The organism is Acidovorax sp. (genome assembly GCF_046294525.1).
Classification (GTDB): Bacteria; Pseudomonadota; Gammaproteobacteria; order Burkholderiales; family Burkholderiaceae_C; genus Acidovorax.
In genome coordinates, this window is the sequence record NZ_JBKBKQ010000019.1 from 1 (window position 1) to 18,227 (window position 18,227).

Below are 18,227 nucleotides of genomic sequence, written 5' to 3' on the forward strand. Positions count from 1 at the left end.
AGTGAATTCAAATTCCGCAATCAATCGCTACGCGATTCATTGCGGGGAGGATTCGTTTGACTTTTATGGGAAGCCCTTGTAGTAATGTAGACCGCACCAAGCCGCAGGCCATATCTGGCGCTTGCGGTCTAAATTGGCGCGAAGAAAACGCGGAAAGGGGCTTGTAGCCTAGCTTGGCAGCGCGTATGCTGTATGAAAATACAGCACTAAATTCAGCCATAAAACCCGATTCCCCTCCTGTGTTGCGCGCCACACGGTGCTGGATTTGGTCCGTGAGCGAATTCGTTCCGAACACTATAGCTTTGCGCATGGGGTGTGCCATGCCATGGGGTCGTTCATCGTCGAACGACAGCTTTGTGGCTTTGCACTGACCGACAGCTCAGGGCACAAAGCCGCCCCACACACCGCAAAGTCCCATCACACGTTGTGCAGCATCTCACCCTGACGCAGTGCTGCACCTGACCGCACCAGCTCATCCGCCAAGCTCTGCAGCCACGCATCCTCGGCCTGGTCGTCGAAGTGGGTCTGGTGCAGCATGCCGAAGTACGGCGTGGCCAGCGCCCAGGCACTCAGGTCCTGCAGGCTGATCTGCTGCCATTCGAGCAGCTTGTACTTCAGCAGCACCTTCGCCGCATACAGCGCGTGTTTGCCGGGGTTGCGCACAAAGCCGTCCAGCCGGCGCCGGGCGCCGTCGATGGCGCGGGGGGCGTCGGAAAACACGGGGCCGTGGCCGGGGATGACGACCTGGGGCGACAGTTTTTCGATCACGTCCAGCGTGGCGGCGACCTCGGCAAACGCGTTGTCGCCCTCCAGCTCGGGAAACACCACGCCAAAGCCGTTTTCCCACAGCGCATCGGCCGAGATCAACATGCGGCCCTGGGGTTCGAACAGCACCACCGAGTGGGGGTCGTGCCCCGGCGCCGCATGCACCTGCCAGGGCTTGTCGCCCAGCAGCACGCACGAGTCCGGCATCAGCAAGGTGTCGGCACGGAACGGCGGGCACTCCTGCCCCGTGGGTGTGTAGCTCAGCGCATAAGCATCCCACTGGCGCACGTGGTCTGCCTGGCCGGGCGGGATGGCGGTGAGCGCACCGGGCCAGACCTTCTGCAGGGCGGCGTTGCCGCCGCAGTGGTCGCTGTGCAGGTGGGTGTTGAGAATGCGGTCCAGCGTGCGGCCCTGCAGCGCGCTGCGCACCAGTTCCACCGTCTGTTCCGCGTGGCTGCAGTAGCCGGTGTCCACGATGGCCGTGTCGTGGTGGCCGATGAAGAGGATGTTGTTGGCCGACAGCCAGCCGCGTTCGAGGACGGTGATTTCTTGGGGGAGCAGATCGTGGGGGGCGAGGCTGGGCATAGGGCAGGCGAAGCGGTGACGCCCCAGCGTACCGCAGGTGCGCACGGCGGCGCGTTCTCCAAAACCCGCAAGCTATGGCTCCGGGCTGGGGCAAGTAGTGTCAGAACGTGACGCCCGCCACCAGGATCACGTTGGCGTACGGTGTGCACTCGCCTGTGCGCACCATCACGCGGGCTTGCTGAGTCAGGCGCTTGAAGTCCTCGTGCGGCACGGCACTGGGCTGCATCGGCAGCCCGCACCAAGCGGGCAACTGGCCGCCGTTGCGCTCCACGGCTTCGGTGGCGATCACGGCTTTCTCGACCTGCATTTCGTCCAGCACCACCCGCAGCACATCGGCCACGGCGGGGATGCCGGGCGTGAGCGCCAGGTCAATGCGGCGCGGACCGGGCGGGATGGGCAGGCCCACATCGCCAATCACCAGCATGTCGCCATGGCCCAGGGTGGCGATGGCGTGGGAGAGTTCGGCGTGCAGCAGGGCGGTGCGTTTCACAGGGGGCTCCAGGCGGGCGGTTGGGGGCTTTGCGCCACGGCGGCGCGGGTGGGGATGGAGGGCTGGGCGCCAGGCTGCGTGACGCACAGCGCCGAAGCGCGGATGCCTTCGCGCACGGCGGCGTCCAGCGGCTCGCCGCGTGCCAGGGCCACGGCCAGCGCACCCAGGAAGGTGTCGCCCGCTGCGGTGGTGTCCACGGCTTTCACGACGAGGCCAGGGTGGTAGCGGTTGCCTGCGGCATCGGCGGCCACAGCGCCCGCAGCGCCCAGAGTTACTACGACCTGTGCGGGGCCCTTGGCGCGCAGCGCCTGTGCGGCCTGTGCGGCATCGGCGGGGGTGGTCACGTTCTGGCCTGCCAGCGCGGCGGCTTCCACCTCGTTCACGACCAGCGTGTGCACCAGCGGCCACATCGCATCGGGCAGGGGCTGGATGGGGGAGGGGTTGAGCACCACCGGGCAACCCGCCGCATGGGCCATCTCGGCGGCGGCCAGCACCTGGGGCAGGGGCGTTTCAAACTGCAGCACCAGGCCACCAGCGCCTTGCAGGGCGGCACCCAGTGCAGCGGCATCCAGCACAAAGCGGCCATTGGCGCCGGGCACGACCACGATGCGGTTTTGCCCGCTGGCCTCGACGGTGATGGCGGCCACGCCGGTGGTGGTTTCGGTGTCGGTCTGCACGCCGCTGTGGTCGATGCCGTCGGCGTCGAGCCCGGCGCGCAGCGACTGGCCGTAGCCGTCATCGCCCACCCGGCCAAACAGGGCCACCCGGGCGCCCTGGCGTGCGCAGGCCACGGCCTGGTTGCCGCCCTTGCCGCCGGGTACCAGGTGCAGGGCGTCGGCCAGCACGGTTTCGCCGGGGCCGGGTGCGTGTTGCACCTGCAGCACCAGGTCCATGTTCAGGCTGCCGACGACGGCGATGCGGGGCGCGGTGTTCGTGCTCATGCAGCACCTCCGGGCGCATGTGCCGTGGAGGCGCGCACGCGCAGCTCGGGCTGCAGCATCACCTTGCGCGCATCCTGGCGTTTGCCGTCGATGCGCTCCAGCAGCATGTCCACCGCCAGCGCGCCGATGCGCTGCTTGGGCTGCGCCACGGTGGTGAGTGGTGGGCTGGTGAAGGCGGTGAGTTCGATGTCGTCAAAGCCGACGATGGACAGTGCCTCGGGCACGCGCAGGTCGCGCTCGTGCGCGGCGCACAGCGCGCCCATGGCCATGAGGTCGTTACAGACGAAGACGGCAGTGGGCGGCTCGGGCGCACGCAGCACGGCGTGCATGGCTTCGTAGCCGCCCTGGCTGGTGAAGTTGCCGTGCCACAGCAGGCCCTCGCCCGTGCCGCAGCCTGCGTCGGCCAGGGCTGTGCGCCAGCCGGCAATGCGCTGCTCGCTGGGGGCAATGCCTTCGGGGCCGCCAATGCAGGCAATGCGGCGGTGGCCCAGCGACAGCAGGTGGCGCGTGGCCAGCAGGCCGCCCTGCATGTGGGCGGTTTCCACGAGGTCGCATGGCTGTTGTTCGGCGATGTCGATTTCGCGGTCCACCAGCACGGTGGGGATGGACAGGCCCGCGAGCTGCGTGGCCAGCGTGGCGTCATGCCCGGTAGAGACCACGATGAGCCCGTCGATGCGCCGCTCGGCCAGCACCTGCAGGTAGGTGCCCTGGCGGTGCGCCTCATCGTTGGTGTTGCACAGGATGACGTTGTAGCCCGCGCCAAAAGAGCGGTCTTCCACGCTGTGCACGATCTCGGCAAAGTAGGGGTTGGAGCTGTTGGGGATCAGCATGCCCAGCGTGCGCGTGTTGTTGCTCTTGAGGCTGCGCGCGATGGCGCTGGGCACGTAGCCCAGTGCGCGGATGGCGGCCTCTACGCGCTCGCGCCCCTCGGGGCTGACGTGGCGGGTTCCGTTGACCACGTGCGATACGGTGGTGACCGACACGTTGGCGTGGCGTGCAACGTCCTTGATAGTAGCCATGCAGAAAGAAGAATGAGGTCGTGGGTGGTGGGGCGGCTGGATGCGGGGTCAGTCTCTCAGGCCTTGGCGCGGCGCTGGCGCAGCGTATCCACAATGACGGCCGCGACGATCACAAAACCCGTGATGATGCGCTTGCTGGGCTCGCTGGCGCCCACCTGGGCCAGGCCCGCTTCCAGCACCGCGATGATGAGCACGCCAAACGCGGTGTTCACCACCGAGCCGCGCCCGCCCATCAGGCTGGTGCCGCCAATCACCACGGCCGCAATCACCTGCAGCTCCATGCCGGTGCCCGCGTTGGGGTCGGCGGCTTCCAGCCGGGCCGACTGCATCAGGCCCGCCAGGCCCGCGAGCAGGCCGGTCATGGCAAACACGATGACGCGGATGGGGCGCGGGTCCACGCCTGCGAGGCGCATGGCTTCTTCATTGGTGCCAATGCCCACCACGCAGCGGCCAAACACCGTGCGCGACAGCACCAGCTGCGCCACCACCACCAGCACCACGGCCAGCAAGAACGCGAACGATATGCCGCCAAAGAAGGGTGCCGACAGCCACGAGATCGCATCGCCCACGTACTGCGTGCGCGAGTCGGTCACCACATACGCGCTGCCGCGCACGGCTTCAAGCATGCCCAGCGACACGATGAACGAGGGCAGTCGCCACGCCACCGAAATGGTGCCCGTGATGGTGCCGCACACCAGGCCCGTGGCCAGTGCCAGCGCGGCGGCGGCGGGCACCGTCCAGCCCCACTGCAGGATGGCAGCGGCCGAGGTGGCGGCGGCCAGCGCCATCACAGAGCCCACCGACAAATCGATGCCCGCGATGATGAGCACAAAGGTCATGCCCACGGCCATCACGGCCAGGGCCGGGATCTCGTTGGCGATGGTGATGAAGGTTTCGGCGCTCCAGAAATATTCGGACAGCGACGAGAACAGCGCCACCATGCCTGCCAGCACGGCCAGCAGGCCCAGGTAGGTGCCCAGCTGGCTGCGCCAGACCGAGGCAGAGGAGGGCGCCGCAGCGGGTGCGGCAGATGTGGTGGGGGCGTTCATGCGGTCACAGGAGAAGAAGTTGAAGGGGTGGTGCTGGTGCGTCCGCCGGGCTCGGAGAACGCGGCCGCCAGCAGCGATTGCTCGGACCACTCGCCGCGCTCGAACACGGCCACCAGGCGGCCCGCGCTCATCACGCCGATGCGGTCGGCCATGGCCATGAGCTCGCGCAGGTCGGACGACACCATCAGCAGCGCGCGGCCCTCGGCGGCCATGCGGTCCAGCTCGCCATACAGCTCGGCGCGTGCGCCCACGTCCACGCCGCGCGTGGGTTCGTCCAGCAGCAACACGCGGCCTTCGCGGTGCAGCCAGCGGGCAAACACCACCTTTTGCTGGTTGCCGCCCGACAGTTGCCCCACGGGTTGTTCCGGGCCGTGGCAGCGCACGCGCAGGGTGCGGATGAATCCCTGCACCAGGCGGCTTTCGAGCCCGCGCTGCAGCCAGCCGCCGCGCGACACGGCCGACAGGTCGGACAGCGTGGCGTTGATGCGGATGGGTTGCGCCAGCAGCAGGCCCTGGGATTTGCGGTCTTCGGTAACCAGGCCCACACCGGCGGCGATGGCCTGAAGAGGCGAGGCGAAACCACGGGGAATCGTGCGGGGTGCGACCTGGAAAACTGCAGGTTTCTGGTTTGCTATGTTTTGTATAGCTGGTTGCGCTTGCGCATCAAGCGCTAGAGGCTGTTTTTGTTCATGCTCTGGGTGCAGCGTCACGCTGCCACGGTCTGCCCGGTCGGCGCCAAACAGCAGGCGGACCAGCTCGGTGCGGCCCGATCCAACCAGCCCGGCAATGCCGAAGATCTCGCCCGCACGCAACTCCAGGCTTACGTCCTGCACGGCGGTGCCCCGGCCTAGTTTGTCAGCGCTCATCACCACCGGGCCGACGGGGCGGCGCGGGCGGTGGTCCAGGTCGCTCACCACGCGGCCCACCATGCGCTGCACCAGGTCGTCTTCGCTCATGCCCGCCATGGGGCGAACGTCCACCAGGCGGCCGTCGCGCAGCACGGCCACGCGGTCGGCAATGCGGCGCAGTTCTTCGAGCCGGTGCGACACGTAGATGATGGCTACGCCGCGCGCGGTGAGGTGCGCGATCTGCTCGAACAGGTAATTGGTCTCGCGCGGCGTGAGCATGGCCGTGGGCTCGTCGAGCACCAGGATGCGCGTGTCGTCCTGCAGGTTGCGCGCAATCTCCACCATCTGCTGCTGGCCGATGCCCAGCTGCGAGACGGGTGTGGCGGGGTCGATGGTGTCGAGCCCGATCTTGGCCAGCTGCGCGCGGGCGGCGGCGTGCAGCACATCGCGCTGCAGCCAGCCGAGGCGGTGCGGCAGGCGGCCCATCAACAAATTCTCGGCCACGGTGAGCGTGGGCACAAGGCCCAGCTCCTGCATCACCATGCGCACGCCGTGGCGCTCGGCATCGCGGCGCGACGTGGGGGCGTAGGCCTGACCCGCCAGTTGCATGCCGCCGCGTGTGGGCTGTTCCAGCCCGCAGAGGATCTTGGACAGCGTGCTCTTGCCCGCGCCGTTTTCCCCGGTCAGCGCCAGCACCTCGCCCGCAAACAGTTCCACGTTCACGCCATCGAGCACGGTGGCGGTGTAGTCCTTGCCCACAGCCTGGATGGCGAGCAGGGGCGGGGACTGAGGAGCGGGCGAGCGACTGGGCATGGGGGCTTGAAGTGGGCGGCTGCAGGGCGGGGTTTATCGGTTGAGCGGCGAACAACGCCAGAAGGGCCTTGTTCGCCGCTCTCGGATTTACTTGCTGTCTTTCGTCACCAGCACCACATCCGTCTTCACCGTGGCAGGCAGCTGGTTCTGCGGCGTCTTGGCGGCCAGGGCGTTCTGCGCCAGCTCGATGCCGAACACGGCCTGCTTGGCGGCGTACTGGTCGGCGGTGGCCAGCACGCGGCCGTCGGCCAGCATGGGCTTGATGGCGCCGATGTTGTCGTAGCCCACCACCTGCACCTTGCCGGTCTTGCCGGCTGCCTTCACGGCCGCCACAGCGCCCAGGGCCATGCTGTCGTTGCCGGCCAGCAGGGCCACGAGGTCAGGGTGCTCGCGCATCATGCCGGCGGCCACGGTGTTGCCCTTTTCGATCTCCCAGTTGCCGGACTGCACGCCCACCACGGTGATGTTGGCGGCCTTCATTGCGTCCTGGTAGCCCAGGGTGCGCTGCTGCGCATTGAAGGTGGTGGACACGCCTTCGATGATGCCGACCTTGTCGCCCGACTTCAGCGTCTTGGCCAGGTGGTCGCCCACCAGCTTGGCGCCCGCGCGGTTGTCGGGGCCCACGAAGGGCACGGTGATGCTCTTTTCCTTCAGCGCATCGGCATCGAGCTGGTTGTCGATGTTGACCACCAGGATGCCCTTGTCGATGGCCGCCTTGACCACGGGCACCAGCGCCTTGGAGTCGGCCGGGGCCAGCACGATGGCGCTGACCTTCTGCGCCATGGCCTGCTCGATCATCTTGATCTGGGCTGCCGTGTCGGTCTCGTTCTTGATGCCATTGGCCACCAGCGTGTATTCCTTGGCATGGGCCTTCTGGTGCGCCTTGGCGCCGTCTTCCATGGTGCGGAAGAACTCGTTGGCCAGCGACTTCATGATGAGCGCGATCTTCGGCTTGTCCTGCGCGAAGGCAGGGCTGGCCAGCAGGCTGCCCACAACGGCGAGGGCGGCGGCGGTCTGAACGGAACGGCGGGTGAACTGCATGGGTGTTGTCTCCAGGTTGGAATGTGGACAAAGGCGACCGACAGCGTGAAGGGAACTCCCCGGCTGCGTCCCTCAAAGGGGGCGCCTGCGGATCCCGGTGCCTTGTCGCGATCGGGATGATAACGAAAGCAAACGTTTGCGCAAACGTTTGCTAATCGGTGAAAACCCGGAGATGCAGACATCAGGGCGCCCGATGCACGCAGGCGACCTGCAGTGTTTGCGCCCAAGAAAAAGGGCGCCGAAGCGCCCTGGGGGAGGTTGCCGGGTGCGGCGTTCGGGCCGCCGCGCCTATGAACAAGGTCAGGCCTTGCGCAGTTCCCTGCGCAGGATCTTGCCCACATTGCTCTTGGGCAGCTCGTCGCGGAACTCGATGTATTTAGGACGCTTGTAGCCCGTGAGGTTCTGGTGGCAGTAGTTGGCCACCTCGTCCTCGGTCAGGGCCGGATCGTTCTTGATGATGAACACCTTGATGGCCTCGCCCTGTTTCTCGTCGGGCACGCCGATGGCCGCGCATTCGACCACGCCGGGGCACAGACTGATGACCTGCTCCAGCTCGTTGGGGAACACGTTGAAACCGCTCACCAAGATCATGTCCTTCTTGCGGTCGATGATGCGGGTGTAGCCCTGCGCATCCATGATGCCGATGTCGCCCGTGCGCATGAAGCCATCGGGCGTGAAGGCCTTGGCGTTCTCTTCGGGCTGGTTGTAGTACCCCGCCATCACGTTTGGTCCCTTGATGCAGATCTCCCCGGATGCACCCTGGGGCAAGCTGTTGCCCTCGTCGTCCTTGATGGCAATGTCGATGCCTGGCAGCGGCAGGCCGATGGTGCCGCTGAACTCGGTGTTGTTCACCGGGTTATTGGTGCCGATGGCGCAGGTCTCGCTCATGCCCCAGCCTTCGATCATGGTGCTGCCGGTGACCTTCTGCCACTGCTTGGCGGTACCCTCGCTGGCCGCCATGCCTCCGGCCTGCGACACGCAGAGGTGCGAGAAATCCAGCGTGCGGAACTGCGGGTTTTGCAGCAGTGCGTTGAACAGCGTGTTCACGGCAGGCAGCATGTGGAAGGGGCGCTTCTTGAGTTCGGCCACGAACTTGGGGATGTCGCGCGGGTTGGGGATCAGCGTCATGCTGGAGCCCTGGCGGATGGCCAGCAGGCACAGCGTGAGCGCGAAGATGTGATACAGCGGCAGCGCGGCAATCGAATTGGCCTTGCTGACATCGCCGATCTTTGCCAGCGCGGGCGTGAACCACGCCTCGGCCTGCAGCGTGGCGGCCACGATGTTACGGTGCGTGAGCACTGCGCCCTTCGACAGGCCCGTGGTGCCGCCGGTGTACTGCAGGAAGGCAATCGAATCCAGCGTGGCCTGGCTGGGGGCGAGCGACTTGTGTTCGCCCAGCGACAGCGCTTTCTTGAACGTGACCACCTTGCGCCCGTTGGACAGCGGCAGGTCGTACGCGGGCACCATCTTGGCCAGGTGGCGCACGGCGAAGGTGATCCATTTGCCAAACCAGAAGCCCAGCAGGTCTCCCATCGACGCCATCACCACATGCTTGACGGCCGTGTGGTCGATCACATCGGCCAGCGTGTGGGCAAAGTTCTCCAGGATCACGATGGCGGTGGCGCCCGAGTCCTTGAGCTGATGCTCCAGCTCGCGCGCGGTGTACAGCGGGTTCACGTTCACGCAGGTGTAGCCCGCGCGAAGCACGGCGGCCATGGTGACGCCAAACTGCGGAATGTTGGGCAGCATGATGGCCACGCGCGCACCGGGCTCCAGCCCCAGGCTCTGCAGATAGGCGCCTAAAGCGGCCGAGCGGCGCTCCAACTCGCCATAGGTCATCCACTGGTCCATGCAGACCGAGAACGGGCTGGATGCGTGTTTGCGGAACGACTCCTCCAGCAGGTGGGCCACAGAGCGGTATTGCTCGGGCTTAACGTCATGCGGGACGCCCGGGGGGTAGCTCTTGAGCCAGATCTTTTCCATGCGCGTGTTTCCTTCCCTTGTGCTCGCCAAATGCCATTGATAGGTGGGCACAGATTGTGGAAGGCGGGGGCGCAACGGGCTATCGGGCTTGTCCTAGTGTGTTGGCGAGCTCGGTCCCGCAGGTGACAGGATCCGCATCGAACAATTGGTCCATCAGCGTCCGCTCACGCTGCTCGATGGTGGCCAGAAACTGCTCCACCCCACCGCGCTGCCGCGCGAGCTGGCCGAAGGTGTCAAACCCCGTCTCCAGAAACTTCTGCAGCGCGCCCATGCCTGCTGCGTTGGCCGGGCCACGCATCATGCGCAGCATCATCCGCAGGCCTGGTGTGCGGGTGAGGCGCGCCAGATCGGTGCCCATGGCCAGCACGCGCTGTAACTGCTGCTGGCGCGCATGGCGCTGGCCCACTGCGCGCCACGCGGCGGTGTAGCGGGCGGCGTCGTTGGCCGCATCGGCCCCTTCATGCGCAAGCCAGGCGCGGCCCATGTCCTGGTCCAGTTCCTCGGTCTGCGCGTGCAGCACGGCCAGGGCCACGGCCGTGTTGACGACCGGCTGGGGGAACATGGTCTGCAGCGTGCCCGCGATGCGGCCAAACTGCTGGTCGCGGTCGGTGTAGTCGGTGTCGCTGTACAGCTCTTCCAGAAAAAACCGCGCTGCGGGACCGAACGCAGGCGATGCCATCAAGTCCGCATAGGTGCCGCGAAAGCGCCGCGCCTGAAAGGTCTTGACGCTGCCCACCGCCACCCCCAACGCCGGGTCCCCCGTGCGGTGCAGGCGCAGGGCGGTCACGTCGGCAATGGCATCGCGGATGGTCTGGGCGGCATCCATGGGGCGGGGTCCTTTCTGCGTTCTGCGGGGTGCGGTGTCGGGCGGTGGTCAGACCGCACAATGCGGCTGGTCCATTACAACATCTGCCCATCACCACCATGATCGCGCGCTGGCAACGAATCCTGCTCCTGTTCATCCTGCTGACCATGGCCGTCTGGCTGGTGTGGCAATGGCACCATTCACCGTTGCGTGCTGTGCTGGGGGCACTGGTGCCGCTAGGCATTTACCTGGTGGTGATGGCGGTGGAGTTTGTGCTGATGCACATCACCAACCGCACTGACGCTGCACCGCGCGCCCGCCTGTCGCAGGTCGTGGGTGCCTGGTGGGCAGAGGTGTGGGTGGCGCTGATGGTGTTTTGCTGGCGCCAGCCGTTTCGCCACCAGTCATTGCCCGATTGGCTGCCTGCGCAGCCCACCGGAAAGCGCGGCGTTGTGCTCGTGCACGGCTTCATGTGCAACCGGGGCCTGTGGCTGCCGTGGTTTGCGCCATTGCAAGCACGGGGACATGCCTATGTGGCGGTCAATCTGGAGCCGGTGATGGGGTCGATTGACGAGTATGCCGACATCATCGAAGACGCTGTGCGCCAAGTGACGGCTGCCACGGGGCAGGCGCCGGTGTTGTTGTGCCACAGCATGGGGGGCTTGGCGGTGCGGGCGTGGCTGCGGGCGCACCAGGCGGATGGGCGGGTGCACCGGGTGTTGACGCTGGGCACGCCGCATGGGGGCACGTGGCTGGGGCGTTTCAGTCGCGCGGTGAATGGGCGGCAGATGAGCTTGGCGGGGGATTGGGTGGTGGCGTTGCAGCGGGCAGAGCCGGCGGGGCGGGCTGCGTTGTTTACGTGCTGGTATTCGAACTGCGACAACATCGTGTTTCCGGCGACCACCGCGGCGTTGGTGGGGGCGGACAACCGGTTGGTGGAAGGGGTGGCGCATGTGCAGATGGCGTTTGACCCTGGGGTGATGGAGGCTTGTCTGGAGGAGATAGGTCGAGGGTGATTCTGTGGTTTTTTGGCTGCTAGTGCCTGTCTATAAAGCGTTGGTAGCTATTGATTTTGTAGTGTTTTGTTGCGTGCGCTGATTGGGGGGCGTGCCTTTGTTGAGGGCGGAGGCCGGGAGTCGCCCGGCGTGCGAGTAACTTTCTTTTGCTTCGCCAAAAGAAAGTCACCAAAGAAAAGGCGACCCCCAGTCTGCGACCCCTTCGCTGTGCGAAGGGGCAAACCTGCGGCGGGGCGCTTGCGGGGTGCGCCGTGGAACTCGCTTTGCGCCTGCGGCGCGCCGCTCGGACAACCACGGCGAGTCAGTTCACAAGGCATGGGCGCTTCGACGCCCATGCTCACCCCACAACCGCCCCGCCGCAGGCGCAGCCAGCAGGGGGTTGGGCAGTCGAACATCCAACAGCCGAACAGCCAAGCAGCCGCACGGGCCTTTGCTGCGCTCGGCCCCATCTCGTGGGCGCAAGCGCCTCGCGCTGCGCAGGCTGGGCCGAGTGCAGCGATGGCCCGAATGGATGTCCGATTCGCGGGTTCCCTTCTGTATGCGCCTGGGGCGCGCAGGGCGCGGGGTGGGCATGGGCGTCGGAGCGCCCATGCTTCGTGAACTGACTCGCCGCAGTTGTTTGAACGGAGCGCGTCAGCGCGCAGTGAGTTCTGCGGCGCACCCCGTGACCGAGCACCCCAGGTTGCCCCGTAGCGCAGCGAAGGGGTCGCAGACAGTAGGGTCGCCCTTTCTTTGGTGACTTTCTTTCGGCGACGCGAAAGAGAGTTACTCGCATGCCGGGCGACTCCCGGCCTCCGCCCTGAAACACAGGCACGCCTTCCAAACTAGCACGCCAAAGCTTCAAGAGGTTCAGCCCGTACGGGCGCTGAAATACTATGAAAATGGTAGCTATTGGTGCTTTATAGAAAAGCGGTAGCAGCCAATTTCATTCGAAAAGTCAAGCCGCAACAGCTTCCCGCTCATCCGCAGCAAACTCCGGCAACCCCCGCAGCCGCTCATAGATCGGCGCAAAGTCCGCCGCCGTCATCTCGAACAGCTGCTCAAAACTGTCGATCACAAAATACGTCTGCTGGTACGTATCAATCTTGTACCGCGTGCGCATCGTCCTCTCCAGCGCCAGCGGAATCCGCTGCGGCTCCGGGCTTTGCACCGAATACGCCAGCTCGCCTGACGAACTCAGGATGCCAGCGCCATACGCCCGCAACTGCCCCGCCTCGCGGATCAGCCCGAACTCGATCGTGTACCAGTACAAACGCGAGAGCATCTCGCACGACCCCAGCCCCTGCGCCTTCAGCCCGCCCTGGCCATAGCGCCGCACATAGTCCGCAAACACGGGGTTGAACAGCAGCGGCACATGCCCGAACAGGTCATGAAAAATGTCGGGCTCGACGATGTACTCGAACTCCTCGGGCTTGCGGATCCAATCGGTCACCGGGAACTTGCGGTTGGCCAGCAAGGTGAAAAACGGCACCTCGGGGATCAGACCCGGCACTCCCACCAGCTCCCAGCCGGTCGCTTTGTAGAGGCGCTCGTTCACCTCTTCAAAACGCGGGATGCGGTCGCTCGTGCCCAGTGAGGGCAGGGCGTCGATGAACGCCTGGCTGGCCAGGCCCGGTAGCAGGTCGCGCTGGCGCTCGTACAGGCGGCGGTAGGTGTCGTGGTCGGCGTCGGTGTAGCTCGCGTAGTCCTGCGGGCAGGTGTAGTCCGCGTTGGCACGCGAGTAGTCGCCACGCGGTGGGCGGGTGGATTGGCCATAGACGACAGGGGCTTGTCCCATTTTTTTCTCCTTTGCCGCCATGGTCGGCGCACCGCGACGGGGGTGCGCACCAGCCCATGCGGCTGCTAATCGATCTTGATCTTTGCGGCCCGGATCAGGAATTCGTACTTGCTGTTTTCCGAGCGCACAAACTGCGCAAACCCGTCGAGCGTCAACTCTTCGGGCGTGATGCCCATCTTCTTGAACTTCTCTTTGCCCGCAGGCGAATGCATGGCTGCCGTGAACGCGTCGGCATAGCGGCGCGCGTCGGCTTCCGGCAGCGCGGCTGGCGCAAACAAGCCGAACCAGGTGGACACGTTGAAGCCCTGCACGCTTTCGTTGATGCTGGGCACGCTCGGCAGGGCCTCATTGCGGCTCAGCGTCGTCACGCCCAGCGCGAGCAGCTTGCCGGACTGGATCTGCGGCAGCGCCGAAGCGAGGTTGTCGAAAACCAGCAGCACCTGCCCCGATTCAAGCGCGGCCAGCGCCGGCTTGGAGCCCTGGAACGGCGTGTGGCCCATCTTGGTGTTGGTGAGTGACTTGAACATCTCGGCTGAGATGTGGCCGATGCTGCCATTGCCGCCCGAGCCGTACTTGAGCTGGTCCGGGTTCTTCTTGAGGTGGGCGACCAGATCGGTTGTGGTCTTGATGCCCAGCTTGCCGGCCTGTTCGGCGTTGACCACCAGCACATTGGGCGTGCGGGCCACCAGCGCGATGGGCTTGAAGTCCTTGAGCGCGTTGTACGGAATGTTCTTGTACAGCCACGGGTTGACGGCGTGGGTGGCCACGGCGCCCATCAACACCATGTTGGCAGTCTTGGGCGCCTTGGCCACCAGGTCGGCACCGGTGCTGCCGCCGGCGCCCGGCTTGTTTTCGACCGTGATAGAGCCCAGCCCCGTGGCGCCATCGGCCACGATGCGGGCGGAGATGTCCAGCGGCCCACCGGCGGGGTAGGGCACCACGATGGTGAGCGGGGCTGAGGGGCTTTGGGCCAGGGCCAGGGTGGCGGCACAAGCCAGGCCAACACTGAACAGGGTGGTACGGAGCGACATCGGGATCCTTTTGAGTTCCGGGGGGCGCGCAGTATAGGCCCCTGTGCAGGGTTAACCCTGGATGTCAGATGTCTTACGTGTTCAGCACGCCACGGCGGATCTGGTCGCGCTCCAGCGACTCGAACAGCGCCTTGAAGTTGCCTTCGCCAAATCCGTCGCGGTAGTCGCCCTTGCGCTGGATGAACTCGAAGAACACGGGGCCCAGCATGGGGGTTGAGAAGATCTGCAGCAGCAGGCGGGGCGTGCCGTCGGCCGTCGTGCCGTCCAGCAGGATGCCGCGCGACTGCAGCTCGGGCACGGGTTGGCCGTGGCCGGGCAGGCGGGTGTCCAGCATCTCGTAGTAAACGTCATTGGGCGCTGTGGCCAGCGACACACCGGCCATGCCCAGCTTGTCCACCACGTCCAGCAGGTTGTCGCAGATGAGCGCGATGTGCTGGATGCCTTCTCCGTTGAACTGCATCAGGAACTCTTCGATCTGCCCGCCACCCTGCTTGGACTCTTCGTTCAACGGGATGCGGATCTTGCCGTCGGGCGCCGTCATGGCCTTGGAGGTCAGGCCCGTGTATTCGCCCTGAATGTCGAAGTAGCGAATCTCGCGGAAGTTGAACAGCTTCTCGTAGAAGTTGGCCCAGAAGCCCATGCGGCCCCGGTACACGTTGTGCGTGAGGTGATCGATCTCGTTCAGGCCATGGCCCGCGGGGCGGCGGTCCACGCCTTCGATGAATTCAAAGTCGATGTCGTAGATGGACTTGCCGTCTTCAAAGCGGTCGATCAAATACAGCGGCGCGCCGCCGATGCCCTTGATGGCGGGCAGGCGCAGCTCCATGGGGCCGGTGGGAATCTCGATGGGCTGGGCGCCCAGCTCCAGCGCACGCTGGTAGGCCTTGTGCGAATCCTTCACGCGGAAGGCCAGGCCGCAGGCCGAGGGGCCATGCTCGGCGCCAAAGTACGCCGCCTGGCTGTGGGGCTCGCGGTTCAGGATGAAATTGATGCCGTTCTGGCGGTACAGCACCACGTCCTTGGAGCGGTGCTTGGCCACCAGCGTGAAGCCCAGCTTTTCAAACACCGCCTCCAGCACGCCGGGCGTGGGCGATGTGAATTCGACGAACTCGAAGCCCATCAGGCCCATGGGGTTGTCCCAGGCCTCCATCTGGGCGGCTGTTTGTTGCGGCAGGGCTGCGTTCATGGGGTGTCTCCGGCATTCGTTGATGAATGTCATCGACTGTAGGCGCGCGCTGCCTCATGATTCTGGCGAAATCAAGAGGCGTGCCCTCTGGATTTGCAGGAATATTGCGCTTTGGCAATAAATTGTGCAATTAGTCCGCGTCCTGTCCCCTGCGTTCGCGCTGCAGTGCGTTAGGAACCCTGCAGTTTGCGCAGCGCCAGGGCGGCATCGATGCGCTGTTGTTCATCGGCCGAGAAGAGCTGGATGCGCAGCCGGTCAAGCGCCGGGCCTTCGCCTTGCTGGGCGCGGGCCTGGGTGTACTGGTCCAGGCGCTGTTGCCAGTGCTGTTCTTCCCTGTCCAACTGGGCCAGGGCATGTGCGGCAGGCTCGCCGTATTGCGCGCTGCGTGCCGCGTGCCGGGTATAAGGGTCGGTGTTCTGCGCATTGAACGCGGCGCTTTGGGCGGCGGCCTCCATGTGCGCTGTGGCCTCGGCACGTTCGGCGCGGCGTGCGGCGGGCAGTTCGTTGTCTGCATCGCGCAGCGCCTGGGCGCGCTGCTCGGCGGTCATGGCAGGGTTGCGCGCAATCTCCAGCAGGGCCAGTGTGTAGCGGTCCAGTTCGGCCTCGCGGGCAAACAGGGCGTCGTATTCGGGCCCATCAAAAAACTGCAGGCGCACGGCGTGCCGGGCCTGCATCGCCTCGCGCAGCGCATGCGGGTCTGTCGGGTCTTTAGGCAGTCGTAGCCGGCCCAGTGCCACGCGGTAGTCCACATACCGCTCCGCCAGCGCCAGTGCGCGCGTCGCAAGCCCCGGGGCAAAGTGTTTGCCGACCAGCGCGGCCAGGCGCTGCTTGAGCGCTTCCGGGTCGCTGCTGTCGCCGGCCTCCAGCAGCAGGGCCTCCAGCGTGTTGCGCAGTCCGTCCACCAGCAAGGGGTCGTCGGCGGCTGCGGCGCTGGCGGCTCGTTGACGTGCGAAGAAGTCTGCCTTTGCACCTGCACCTGGCCTTCCGCCCGCAAGGGGGGTCCCCTGCAGGGAGGACTGGGCGCGGGCGTTACCGTCGCCCGGCGTCTGCGCCGAGCCGGGCATCGGCGAGTCCGCGGCCAGCAGCCACCACCCCGCAAGCCCCATCACAGACAAGACAAGGGAGATGGCCGCAGCGCGGGCTTGCAGGGGTCGCCGCATGGCTTACAACCCCTGCAGTTTGAGGCGGTTGGCGTGCTGGCGGTACAGCGTCACCGGGTCGGTGGAGAACCAGTCGCGCAGGCCCAGCAGCTGATTGACTTCGTCCAGATGGTTCTGGCGGTAGTCGCCCAGGTGTTTGCCCAGGCGCGACGAGCAGGCCGACACCAGGCCATCGTTGGCTTCGCCAAAGGTCAGGCTCAGCGTGGCGAGCAGGGCGTCGCTGGCGTCGAGCACATTGGTCAGCGGCAGGGTGCCGGTCCAGGAGTAGTAGCGCACGCCGTTCACCAGCTCGGCGCCGTTGCCGCAGCCGGAGGTGGGCACGCCTTGCGGAAAGCGGTTGTTGAACTTGGCCGAGCCTGCCGTGGTCAGCGAGTCCAGCGCGGCCGTGGGCATCTGAGGCAGGCCCGTGCCGCCGGAGGTCAGGTTGATCAGGCCGACCAGCGCCTTGACAGCGGCACTGGCCACGGCTTCAGACACCGAGCCCGCAGGCGCCACACCGCGCAGGATATCGGCCACGCGCGAGCCCCGGTTCACGCCGCCAATCGAGGTGACCGATGCCACCAGCTGCGGCGCCACACCGGCCACATAGCGGGTGGTGGGGCCACCGTGCGAGTGGCCCACGAGGTTCACCTTGGACGCGCCGGTGATGGCGAGGATGGTCTTGACCTGCGCCAGCAATTGCTCGCCACGCACCTCGGTGCTGTTGGCGGCCGACACCTGGGCGACGTAGACCTTGGCGCCGCCCTGGCGCAGCGCGTCGGGGATGCCGTAGAAGTAGTCGATGCCCAGGGCCGAGTCAAAGCCGAACAGGCCGTGCACCAGCACGATGGGGTAACGCGTTTGGGTGTAGCCCGTTTGTGCCTGTGCACCCACGCCCAGCAGCAGCAAGCCCGTCGTTGCTGCCAACACCAGTCGCCGCAAGAAGCGGCTGAAAAATCCGGTCATGTGTTTGTCTCCGTTGGTATGGTTTCTTATGTGTGCAAAAACGAACGACCGTTCTTTTTTGCAAGATCAATTTTTGTATTGACCCCATGGAGTCACTATCGGGACATACCCGCTCGTGCGGCGCACCATGCAGAAATTGCCTGCTTGTTCGTAAAATCCTGCGCCATGAAAGCCTTTGACGCACTCGACAAGCTGGACCGCGCCATCCTGCGCCGCCTGCAGGACAACGGCCGCGAGACGTATGACGTCATCGGAGAGCAGGTGGGCCTGTCGCCCAGCGCGGTGCTGCGCCGCGTCAAGCGGCTGGAGGACAGCGGCGTGATCGACCGCTACGTGGCCCTGGTGCCGCCCGAAGCGGTGGGGCTGGGGCTCACGGCCTACCTCAACGTGCGGCTGGAAAAACACACCGAAAGCCACAAGCGCAACCCCATGGACCTTTTCCGCGCGAGCGTGCAGACCTGGCCCGAGGTGGTGGAGTGCGCATCGCTCACCGGCGAAATGGACTACCTGCTGCGCGTGGTGGTGGCCGACATGGCGCACTACAGCCGCTTCATCATGGACACGCTGCTCAAGCACCCCAGCGTGCAAGACTGCAAGACCAGCTTTGTGCTGGACCGGGTGAAGGCGACGACGGCCGTGCCCGTGTGAGCATCGGCACGCAATCCCAATTGGAATCTCAGTCGGAACCACTAAGCCCAAGCGGAAGGGTTTGCTTGCTGGGGCGGGCTGATCGCTATACCCTTGCCGCAGTGCGTGCCGCCAGGCCACGTCGC

At 65.8% G+C, this 18,227-nt stretch carries 16 protein-coding genes; 2 read left to right on the plus strand and 14 right to left on the minus strand.

Annotated elements, in window-relative coordinates; all coding sequences use genetic code 11:
- Window positions 1-417: 417 nt before the first annotated feature.
- The 9 genes from ACK4HJ_RS16375 to ACK4HJ_RS16415 all read right to left on the minus strand — a co-directional run bounded on the left by ACK4HJ_RS16375 (window position 418) and on the right by ACK4HJ_RS16415 (window position 10,360).
- On the minus strand, window positions 418-1,350 hold the full coding sequence (locus tag ACK4HJ_RS16375) for an MBL fold metallo-hydrolase (protein ID WP_409833536.1): 933 nt from the start codon (window positions 1,348-1,350) through the stop codon (window positions 418-420).
- A gap of 100 nt (window positions 1,351-1,450) precedes the next feature.
- Window positions 1,451-1,840, minus strand: coding sequence for a D-ribose pyranase (gene rbsD / locus ACK4HJ_RS16380; protein WP_409833538.1), 390 nt, complete (start codon window positions 1,838-1,840; stop codon window positions 1,451-1,453).
- Window positions 1,837-2,781 carry a ribokinase gene (gene rbsK, locus ACK4HJ_RS16385; RefSeq protein WP_409833540.1) on the minus strand — a complete coding sequence of 315 codons (945 nt, stop codon included), beginning with the start codon at window positions 2,779-2,781 and terminating at the stop codon, window positions 1,837-1,839. The genes rbsD and rbsK overlap by 4 nt, the downstream gene beginning before the upstream one ends.
- The gene (locus ACK4HJ_RS16390) at window positions 2,778-3,800 is read right to left on the minus strand and encodes a LacI family DNA-binding transcriptional regulator (protein WP_409833542.1); all 1,023 of its coding nucleotides are present in this window, start codon (window positions 3,798-3,800) and stop codon (window positions 2,778-2,780) included. Before ACK4HJ_RS16390 ends, rbsK begins: the two co-directional genes overlap by 4 nt.
- Window positions 3,801-3,856: 56 nt before the next feature.
- Window positions 3,857-4,849, minus strand: a complete 993-nt coding sequence (locus tag ACK4HJ_RS16395) for an ABC transporter permease (protein WP_409833544.1) — start codon at window positions 4,847-4,849, stop codon at window positions 3,857-3,859.
- Window positions 4,846-6,510 carry a sugar ABC transporter ATP-binding protein gene (locus ACK4HJ_RS16400; protein ID WP_409833546.1) on the minus strand — a complete coding sequence of 555 codons (1,665 nt, stop codon included), beginning with the start codon at window positions 6,508-6,510 and terminating at the stop codon, window positions 4,846-4,848. Before ACK4HJ_RS16400 ends, ACK4HJ_RS16395 begins: the two co-directional genes overlap by 4 nt.
- Window positions 6,511-6,597: 87 nt before the next feature.
- Window positions 6,598-7,551, minus strand: a complete 954-nt coding sequence (locus tag ACK4HJ_RS16405; protein WP_409833548.1) for a sugar ABC transporter substrate-binding protein — start codon at window positions 7,549-7,551, stop codon at window positions 6,598-6,600.
- Between the two features lie 300 nt (window positions 7,552-7,851).
- Window positions 7,852-9,534 carry an AMP-binding protein gene (locus ACK4HJ_RS16410; RefSeq protein WP_409833550.1) on the minus strand — a complete coding sequence of 561 codons (1,683 nt, stop codon included), beginning with the start codon at window positions 9,532-9,534 and terminating at the stop codon, window positions 7,852-7,854.
- A 79-nt stretch (window positions 9,535-9,613) separates the two neighbouring features.
- A complete protein-coding gene (locus ACK4HJ_RS16415; RefSeq protein WP_409833552.1) occupies window positions 9,614-10,360 on the minus strand; it encodes an FFLEELY motif protein in 747 nt (248 codons plus the stop codon).
- Window positions 10,361-10,458: 98 nt separating this feature from the next.
- Between ACK4HJ_RS16415 and ACK4HJ_RS16420 the strand changes: the two genes are divergently transcribed.
- Window positions 10,459-11,355 carry an esterase/lipase family protein gene (locus ACK4HJ_RS16420; protein WP_409833554.1) on the plus strand — a complete coding sequence of 299 codons (897 nt, stop codon included), beginning with the start codon at window positions 10,459-10,461 and terminating at the stop codon, window positions 11,353-11,355.
- 937 nt (window positions 11,356-12,292) lie between these two features.
- On the opposite strand, the gene phhA is transcribed toward ACK4HJ_RS16420, so the two are convergent.
- The 5 genes from phhA to ACK4HJ_RS16445 all read right to left on the minus strand — a co-directional run bounded on the left by phhA (window position 12,293) and on the right by ACK4HJ_RS16445 (window position 17,454).
- The gene (gene phhA / locus ACK4HJ_RS16425; protein WP_409833556.1) at window positions 12,293-13,132 is read right to left on the minus strand and encodes a phenylalanine 4-monooxygenase; all 840 of its coding nucleotides are present in this window, start codon (window positions 13,130-13,132) and stop codon (window positions 12,293-12,295) included.
- A gap of 65 nt (window positions 13,133-13,197) precedes the next feature.
- The gene (locus tag ACK4HJ_RS16430) at window positions 13,198-14,163 is read right to left on the minus strand and encodes a Bug family tripartite tricarboxylate transporter substrate binding protein (protein ID WP_409833558.1); all 966 of its coding nucleotides are present in this window, start codon (window positions 14,161-14,163) and stop codon (window positions 13,198-13,200) included.
- A 73-nt stretch (window positions 14,164-14,236) separates the two neighbouring features.
- The gene (gene hppD, locus ACK4HJ_RS16435) at window positions 14,237-15,349 is read right to left on the minus strand and encodes a 4-hydroxyphenylpyruvate dioxygenase (protein ID WP_409833560.1); all 1,113 of its coding nucleotides are present in this window, start codon (window positions 15,347-15,349) and stop codon (window positions 14,237-14,239) included.
- A gap of 170 nt (window positions 15,350-15,519) precedes the next feature.
- Entirely contained in the window at window positions 15,520-16,509 is a 990-nt protein-coding gene (locus ACK4HJ_RS16440; RefSeq protein WP_409833562.1) for a lipase secretion chaperone, read from the minus strand.
- A 3-nt stretch (window positions 16,510-16,512) separates the two neighbouring features.
- A complete protein-coding gene (locus tag ACK4HJ_RS16445; protein ID WP_409833563.1) occupies window positions 16,513-17,454 on the minus strand; it encodes an esterase/lipase family protein in 942 nt (313 codons plus the stop codon).
- A 165-nt stretch (window positions 17,455-17,619) separates the two neighbouring features.
- On the opposite strand from ACK4HJ_RS16445, the gene ACK4HJ_RS16450 reads away from it, so the two are divergent.
- A complete protein-coding gene (locus tag ACK4HJ_RS16450; RefSeq protein ID WP_409833565.1) occupies window positions 17,620-18,102 on the plus strand; it encodes an Lrp/AsnC family transcriptional regulator in 483 nt (160 codons plus the stop codon).
- Window positions 18,103-18,227: the final 125 nt, after the last annotated feature.

Excerpts from the sequence above, each read along its gene's own strand:
- ACK4HJ_RS16410 (WP_409833550.1), bottom strand. The coding sequence starts at position 9,534 with ATGGAAAAGATCTGGCTCAAGAGCTACCCCCCGGGCGTCCCGCATGAC.
- ACK4HJ_RS16445 (WP_409833563.1), bottom strand. The coding sequence starts at position 17,454 with ATGACCGGATTTTTCAGCCGCTTCTTGCGGCGACTGGTGTTGGCAGCA.
- rbsK (WP_409833540.1), bottom strand. The coding sequence starts at position 2,781 with ATGAGCACGAACACCGCGCCCCGCATCGCCGTCGTCGGCAGCCTGAAC.
- ACK4HJ_RS16430 (WP_409833558.1), bottom strand. The coding sequence starts at position 14,163 with ATGTCGCTCCGTACCACCCTGTTCAGTGTTGGCCTGGCTTGTGCCGCC.
- ACK4HJ_RS16390 (WP_409833542.1), bottom strand. The coding sequence starts at position 3,800 with ATGGCTACTATCAAGGACGTTGCACGCCACGCCAACGTGTCGGTCACC.
- ACK4HJ_RS16440 (WP_409833562.1), bottom strand. The coding sequence starts at position 16,509 with ATGCGGCGACCCCTGCAAGCCCGCGCTGCGGCCATCTCCCTTGTCTTG.
- phhA (WP_409833556.1), bottom strand. The coding sequence starts at position 13,132 with ATGGGACAAGCCCCTGTCGTCTATGGCCAATCCACCCGCCCACCGCGT.
- ACK4HJ_RS16450 (WP_409833565.1), top strand. The coding sequence starts at position 17,620 with ATGAAAGCCTTTGACGCACTCGACAAGCTGGACCGCGCCATCCTGCGC.
- ACK4HJ_RS16405 (WP_409833548.1), bottom strand. The coding sequence starts at position 7,551 with ATGCAGTTCACCCGCCGTTCCGTTCAGACCGCCGCCGCCCTCGCCGTT.
- ACK4HJ_RS16415 (WP_409833552.1), bottom strand. The coding sequence starts at position 10,360 with ATGGATGCCGCCCAGACCATCCGCGATGCCATTGCCGACGTGACCGCC.
- ACK4HJ_RS16420 (WP_409833554.1), top strand. The coding sequence starts at position 10,459 with ATGATCGCGCGCTGGCAACGAATCCTGCTCCTGTTCATCCTGCTGACC.
- ACK4HJ_RS16400 (WP_409833546.1), bottom strand. The coding sequence starts at position 6,510 with ATGCCCAGTCGCTCGCCCGCTCCTCAGTCCCCGCCCCTGCTCGCCATC.
- ACK4HJ_RS16375 (WP_409833536.1), bottom strand. The coding sequence starts at position 1,350 with ATGCCCAGCCTCGCCCCCCACGATCTGCTCCCCCAAGAAATCACCGTC.
- hppD (WP_409833560.1), bottom strand. The coding sequence starts at position 15,349 with ATGAACGCAGCCCTGCCGCAACAAACAGCCGCCCAGATGGAGGCCTGG.
- ACK4HJ_RS16395 (WP_409833544.1), bottom strand. The coding sequence starts at position 4,849 with ATGAACGCCCCCACCACATCTGCCGCACCCGCTGCGGCGCCCTCCTCT.